Annotated in this window: 4 protein-coding genes; 1 reads left to right on the top strand and 3 read right to left on the bottom strand. The window is 36.4% G+C overall.

What is annotated here, in order from left to right; translation table 11 throughout:
* Positions 1-883, top strand: an 883-nt coding sequence (locus E1171_RS23815) for a DUF5777 family beta-barrel protein (RefSeq protein WP_222931469.1), incomplete at its 5' end; no start/stop codon positions are given.
* Between the two features lie 580 nt (positions 884-1463).
* Here E1171_RS23815 and E1171_RS10910 read toward each other — a convergent pair.
* From E1171_RS10910 to E1171_RS10900, 3 genes are all read right to left on the bottom strand, one after another.
* The gene (locus E1171_RS10910; protein ID WP_155206040.1) at positions 1464-2225 is read right to left on the bottom strand and encodes a hypothetical protein; all 762 of its coding nucleotides are present in this window, start codon (positions 2223-2225) and stop codon (positions 1464-1466) included.
* Between the two features lie 62 nt (positions 2226-2287).
* Entirely contained in the window at positions 2288-3784 is a 1497-nt protein-coding gene (locus tag E1171_RS10905) for a hypothetical protein (protein ID WP_155206039.1), read from the bottom strand.
* Between the two features lie 13 nt (positions 3785-3797).
* Positions 3798-6791, bottom strand: a 2994-nt coding sequence (locus tag E1171_RS10900) for a SusC/RagA family TonB-linked outer membrane protein (protein ID WP_155206038.1), incomplete at its 5' end; no start/stop codon positions are given.

The raw sequence follows: 6791 nt of genomic DNA, 5'->3' as shown, positions 1-6791 counted from the left end.
TTTTTCCCTTTTTATTTTCGTTCTCTTTGCCCATTCCCTAAAAGCCCAGGACGATTTGTTAGACATGCTGGAAAATGAAAATCAAAAAAACAGCATAACATATGCAAATGCTACCTTTAAAAGTAATCGTCTAGTTAATGGCCATTCTGTAGAAATGGTTGGAGAGGGAGTCCTCAATTTTGTAATCTCTCACAAGTTTGGACGATTAAATAGTGGATTTTATGACCTATTTGGTTTAGATGATGCAAATATTAGGCTAGGCTTTGATTATGGCTTTAGCGACCGATTCAATGCAGGTTTTGGAAGAAACTCTTTTGAAAAAACTTATGACGGCTATTTAAAATACCAACTGTTGAGGCAAAGTAGTGGACAAAGGACTACTCCAATAACCTTAACAGCATTTAGTAGCATCGCTATTAATACCCTAAAGCCAGCCGATGAATCAAGGGAAATATCCTTTGAGCACCGAAGCAGTTACGTCCACCAATTGTTAATAGCAAGAAAGTTTACTTCCAATTTCTCCTTACAACTCATGCCCAGTTGGATTCACCATAACCTAGTAAAGGAAAAGGAAGACCGAAATGACATCATAGCCTTAGGAACCGGTGCCCGATATAAACTCACCCCTAGGACATCCTTAAATTTCGAATATTATTACCAATTTCATAAGAATGCTCCAGAGGGGAACTTTAATGCTTTGGCTTTGGGTATGGACATTGAAACCGGGGGACATGTTTTTCAGCTTTTTATTTCTAACTCCAGGGCTATGGTGGCTAAGAGTTTTATATCGGAAACAACAGGAGATTTCCTGAAAGGGGATATCCACTTTGGGTTCAATGTTTCCAGAGTTTTTAACCTTAAAAAATCTACTGAAAATAAATAGTATGGAGTCTTGAATTCTAAATAAAATTAATACAATCTAAAAATACAATACCTCTTTTACCTTAGATATTATTGTACTTTTTTCTTCATTTTCAGGAAGGGAAGACTTTCTATCGAGAACAGTATAGACCGTTAAAAAACTTAATGCAAAACAGGAAAATCTTCCATTTTGCAATGTCAAGAGGGTGGGTCATTTGGCAAAAAGGGCTTTGAAAGGTCAAAAACAAACTCTATTATACTATCCCCCTTGGCTTGGGAAAGTATGTTTGTTCAGGAATAAGTTATTTGTTTTTTGAATTTTCACGAACTTTCGTAATCAAATTCAAGCCATTTTCCTGGAATTTGGATTATAGGTTGATTAAATATCCTTAACCATTATTAATAAGACCTTTTAAATCAGAGGAAAATTCTTCAATTAAATCTTTATAGGCCAATTCATTTTTTGGAGTAAATTAAAGAACAATCATTTTTCCAAATTTAATACTTTGAGGGCTACTAGTCTCTAACCGATGAGTCTTGAAAAAAAAGACCACCTTCAAATAAGAGGTAGTCTTTTTTTCAAGGTAATCAGTAAGCTATACCTATTGTTTAAAATAAGAAAATTTCACTTCTCCAATTGGGCCATCGGCAACTGTAACTTCACCTATAAATGATATTTCTTTTGTATCAGGGTCAAAGGTCCCTTTAACATTGTCATTTAAACCTACCGAAACCGGTCCACTTCCATTAAAATCTTCGATCCCTTCTACTACTTGAGTGAGTACATTAACCGAATTGTCACAATTATCCAAACTGATTTTCAAAGATCCCTCAGTTTGCCCCGACCAGGCACCAAAACCAAAACTGCGAATTATTAATCCAAACCTTTCATCATCAGGATTCCTCTCAATTGTAACGGTACTTTCAGAACCTGGATCGTCATCAAGGTATTCTGTATAAGTACCCACAAATTGATCCAAATCCAGGGGGCAAAAGCCTATTATGTTCACAGAATCAGTAAACATTTTCGACTCTCCCCATTCTGTTGTCTCAGTTACTACAACGGCTACATCCAAATCAATAGATGAATTCCCAAAAGTAATTTCAGCAATAAAGGGGAATTCAGAATTTTGCATAATAGAAGCCTCTATACCCTTTACCTCCCATGCAAAAGTAGACCCAGTTCTTGGTTCTGCTTTATATGTGTATGTATCGGTAGCGAAAGGCTCAGACTCTCCTGAAATTTCATTATAAAAATCAGTTATTTCAGATTGATTAACTTCCAAAAAATCAGTCGCATCCGGATCACAACTCATCAAGATAGCTCCCATGATTATATATAGATAAACTAAATTTTTTTTCATAATATTTATCATTTTTAATTCTAAAATCTCATCTCTTCAAAACCCAAAAACAATTTTAATTACTATTTCCATGATCCATTTCCATCGGAGGTATTCAAACCGTCAATATTTTGTTCGCCACCGAAATTATATAAAGCTTCCCCAACTAATTCAAGTTCTGTTGCTGGCACAGGAAAATGTCTTGGGGTCCCTCTTTGTAATAACCCATGTCGTCTCATAAAAGCCCATTGAATCCCCTTACCGGTATAATCCAATTCGATTGAATATTCATAATGCAATAAATGCCTTATGGATTCAGGGGAATCATCCGTTACAGGACTTAATTCCCCAACAGTACTTCTAGGCCCATTATTAATAATAGCCAATGCAGCACTTCGATTTCCCTGCATAAATTCACATTCAGCAATAATATAATCCATCTCCGATTTCAAGATATATGGAATTAAAGCGTTATCATAATCTTCATTATTTCCATAACCATACCAACGGTTTAAACCATAATTTGAAAATAAAGACCTATTTCGTTCAGCATCTAAATAACCTAAATCTTCAAAATAATCATAATACAATTCAGCACGTTTGTCATTAGTTGTCACAGGTGGCAATGTTCCAGAAGCTGGATAATCCTTTGGTTGTGAATCATCAAAAAACCACGCTATTTTTTGGTCTGTATTTATATAACGCCCTCCTGAAGACACTGAATAATGAGTCCAATCTAAATCCTGGGCATAAATCACCTCCGTTTTTCCATAAGGAGCAAAATCTTGTGTGATCCCATTTTGCGCAAATTGTTTAATTCTTGCATAATCCAAGGTTTGGGCCTCCTCGGGAGTTTTAGCCTTAGAAATTAGAAACCTTGCGATATAAGAATTTATAATTCGTTTGAATCTATTTCCTTCAAATACCTCCCCGGTTGGAAAAAACTCCCAATCAACATTAGATTGGCCAATTACCCCCATTGCCAGCTCTAAACTCGCTACAGCCGCATCTATTACCTCAGAAGAAGGAAGCAATTCAAGGGTGGTAAGATCAGTCTTCTCATCCACCACATAGCCCCTTTCAAACAATGTACCGATGGCTCCCATTGCAATTCCTCTTATAAAATAAGCACCCATCAGGGCTTCCTGGGTCTTATCTACTCCATCGCTATTCTCCAATACCATACCGTCCTGAATTAAGGAGATAATAAGATTAGCTGTGGAAATAGCACTATTATTATCTGACCAAGGCCTATCGAAAACAAAAAGATTACTATTTATAGTAGAATTCTGCAATGATCTTCTTGGTTGATCACTATAGGCCCAAAAATCGTTGGCATTATTCGTATTAGTGCTTTGATCTGTCATAAGACCAATATGTATATTCGTCATATCATGTTGGTCCCACATCACATCCAAGGTTGCCCCACTCAGTAAACTTAAAATATCAGAAGCTTCTGAAAGAGCCTGCTCTCTATTAGGTTCATTTAAATTTTCTACCTCCAAATCTGCACAACCAACAACCCCTATGAAAAAACATAAAATTAATGCTCCTATTTTTATTTTATTAATGTATTTCATAATCTAAATCAAATTAAAATGTAAGCTTAACACTACCTGTATAAGTCCTAAAATTTGGATAAGAAAATTCATCAATTCTAAAGTTGGTAGGATTGTCCCCCAATGCAACTTCAGGGTCCCAACCCGAATACTTAGTTATAGTAAATAGGTTTCTCCCAGATATGGCAAAGGTTGCAGTTTTAAAGAACCCACCTAAAAAATTAGACTTTGAATTATCAATTTTATAAGAAAGAGAAATTTCCCTTATTTTTAGGAAGGAGCCATCCTCAACAAAATGAGAGATTGCATTATTTGCATTATAGAGCGTACTTGCCCCACCAGAATAATTCCGATGTTTCCCTATTTCTGCATATTTAACTTGATCCAGATGTCTATCTTCAAAAAACAATAACTGTTTAGTATTATTATAGATATCACCCCCATGTTGATAATCAAACAGCGTATAAAAGGTAAACCCATTGTATGACAAATTAGAGGTAAGCCCTAAGTTGAATTTCGGATTGGTATTCCCTATAGCTTCCACCACAGGAGTCCCTTTTTCATCAACTTTTAACAATGCCTGTTCCTTTCCCGTATTGTAGTAATCCTTACGCACAACATACCCATCTTCATTGATAAAATAATCGTTTATTGTTGTGTTATTTTCTCCTCCAGGGGTATACGATTTATCATTCATCACAAATCCATTGGCATCTAATGTAAGTTGGTTTACATCCGTTACAATAGAATTCCCAAAGATAGTCCCATAAGGAAGGCCTTCCTCCACACGGAATAACTGAAGGGCTGTAGCCGTATTCCTTGTAAACGGTGGCCTTGTCATACCAGTAATTATTGTGTTATTGGTATCAAAATTAAGCCCTACATTCCACTTCATCTTCTTTCCTTGTATTACATCCCCATTAATAGAAACTTCAAAGGAGTTTTGTTTTAAGTCTGCTGCATTCTGATATTGGGCGGTATACCCCGAAACTGGTGAAAGTGGCACTAACAAAATATCATCTTTTGTAGTGGAATAAGCATAAGTTATTTCAGCAGAAAACCTTCCTAAAAAATCAATATTTATACCTGTTTCAAACTCAGATACCACCGATGGTTTTAGATTTACATTACCTAAAATATCTGGGGAGATACCTGCATCAGTTACATCAAAGGTCTCATATTGTGCAGCCCATGCATAAGGTCTCTGACCACTGGTGCCATAGGAAGCTCTCAACTTAAATTCATTAATACCTGGCAAATTAAAATCTTCTGATAAACGGTAGGCCAGGGATCCCCTATAGTATAAAGCATAACGAGCATCCTCTCCAAACATCGATGAACCGTCTCTTCTGAGCATTCCATTGAATATTAATTTGTCATTATAGTCCAAATCAAAATTCACAAAATAATTCTCGGCAATTTCTTCTTGGAAATAGGAAGAGACATCATTCTCTTTACCATTATCAAGAGAAATTACCCCCTTTGCAATAAAATCGTATCCTTCAGCAGTTAAGCGGCTATACATCCTATTTTCTAAAATGTATTTTAGAGACAATGCAGTATTAAACTTCCCAAATTGTTTTTTGGCAGTGGATTGGAAAGATAAAATGGAAGTTGATCGATTATATTTTCTAATCCTATAGTATCCGTTATTGAGAGTAGAACTTGGGCTTGGTGTTTCAAAGCCTTGTGGATAAAAAGTTATTCTGTCCCATACACTTTTATCCAAAGAATATCCTCCAGTTAAAGATAACCATTCAAAGGGTTTATAATTTGCTTCAGCCCCTCCTAAATAACGATCTCTGTCACGAGACCTATCGACCTGTAAAGCATCATAAAAAGGGTTTCTAAAATTTCCAGCGTCAATCACATCAAACCCATCCGGTCTTACTGCGTAAAGGCCAGTTTCCGGATCTTTTTCTGCTAAATTTAAATAGGGAGAATAAATAAGAACTCCATAAAACAAATTAGGACTTTGACCTTGTTCCACTACATCGATTCCGGTGGTTTTAGTATAGGAAACCGAGGTTTTCACTTTCCATTTATCATTAGGAAGTAAATCAGCATTTAATTTTACCGATTGTCTTTTATATGGATCTAATTCTTTTATCACTCCTTGCTGATGCATATCCTGAAAAGAGGCGTAGTAGTTGAACTTATCTCCAGTTTGTCCTACACTCGCCGAGATTGTCCTCCAAGGTTGCGATCCAAATAAATTTTTAGCATTGTTATTGTACCTTGGAAAAGGGTTATCTAAAAGCCCATCTTCATCGACTTGCACCTTACCTTCAAGGAGTAAAAATTCCCCATTTTCATCCAATTTATAAGAATGCTTATCAGCTGTTGGATAAGCTCTTCCAATTTCTGAAAAACCAAACTCGCTCCTTAAACTTATGGTTGGTTTTCCCCCAATTGCTCCTCTCTTTGTTAAGATTTGTATTACTCCATTACCTGCTAAGGATCCGTACAATGAAGATGCTGCAGCTCCCTTTAGAATCTCAATAGATTCAACATCTTCCATATTAATATCACTAATGGAACCATCAGTAATAATTCCATCCACAATTATCAAGGGACTTTGACTTCCCGATATATTAGTAGATCCTCTTAATCGAATAGAAGAAGAACTAGTAGGATTACCTGAAGCCTGAACAATTCTCACCCCTGCAGCCTTACCTCTAAGTGCATTACCAGCATCGGTTGCCGGAACAGCCTCTAAAGCCTGCTTATTTACTTTACTAACTGAAAACCCGAGTTTTTTCGCAGAGATTCCAGTAGCTACCCCTGTCACGACAACTTCGGTCAATTGCTTGACGTCCGTACTCATTATAATATCAACTACTGACTTTGACCCAATTTCAACTTCCTGAGTTGTCATTCCTACAAAGGAAAAAACTAAGAGTCCTCCCTCTGAAGGGATTTCAAAACTATAATTTCCGTCAAAATCAGTTTGACCTCCAGTTGTGGTTCCCTTTAACACCACAGTTACCCCTGGAAGCCCAAATCCATCCTCCTCGGATGTAACCGT

It is taken from the genome of Xanthovirga aplysinae, assembly GCF_009711365.1.
GTDB classification, from domain to species: domain Bacteria; phylum Bacteroidota; class Bacteroidia; order Cytophagales; family Cyclobacteriaceae; genus Xanthovirga; species Xanthovirga aplysinae.
This window is presented reverse-complemented; position numbering and strand designations above follow the sequence as displayed.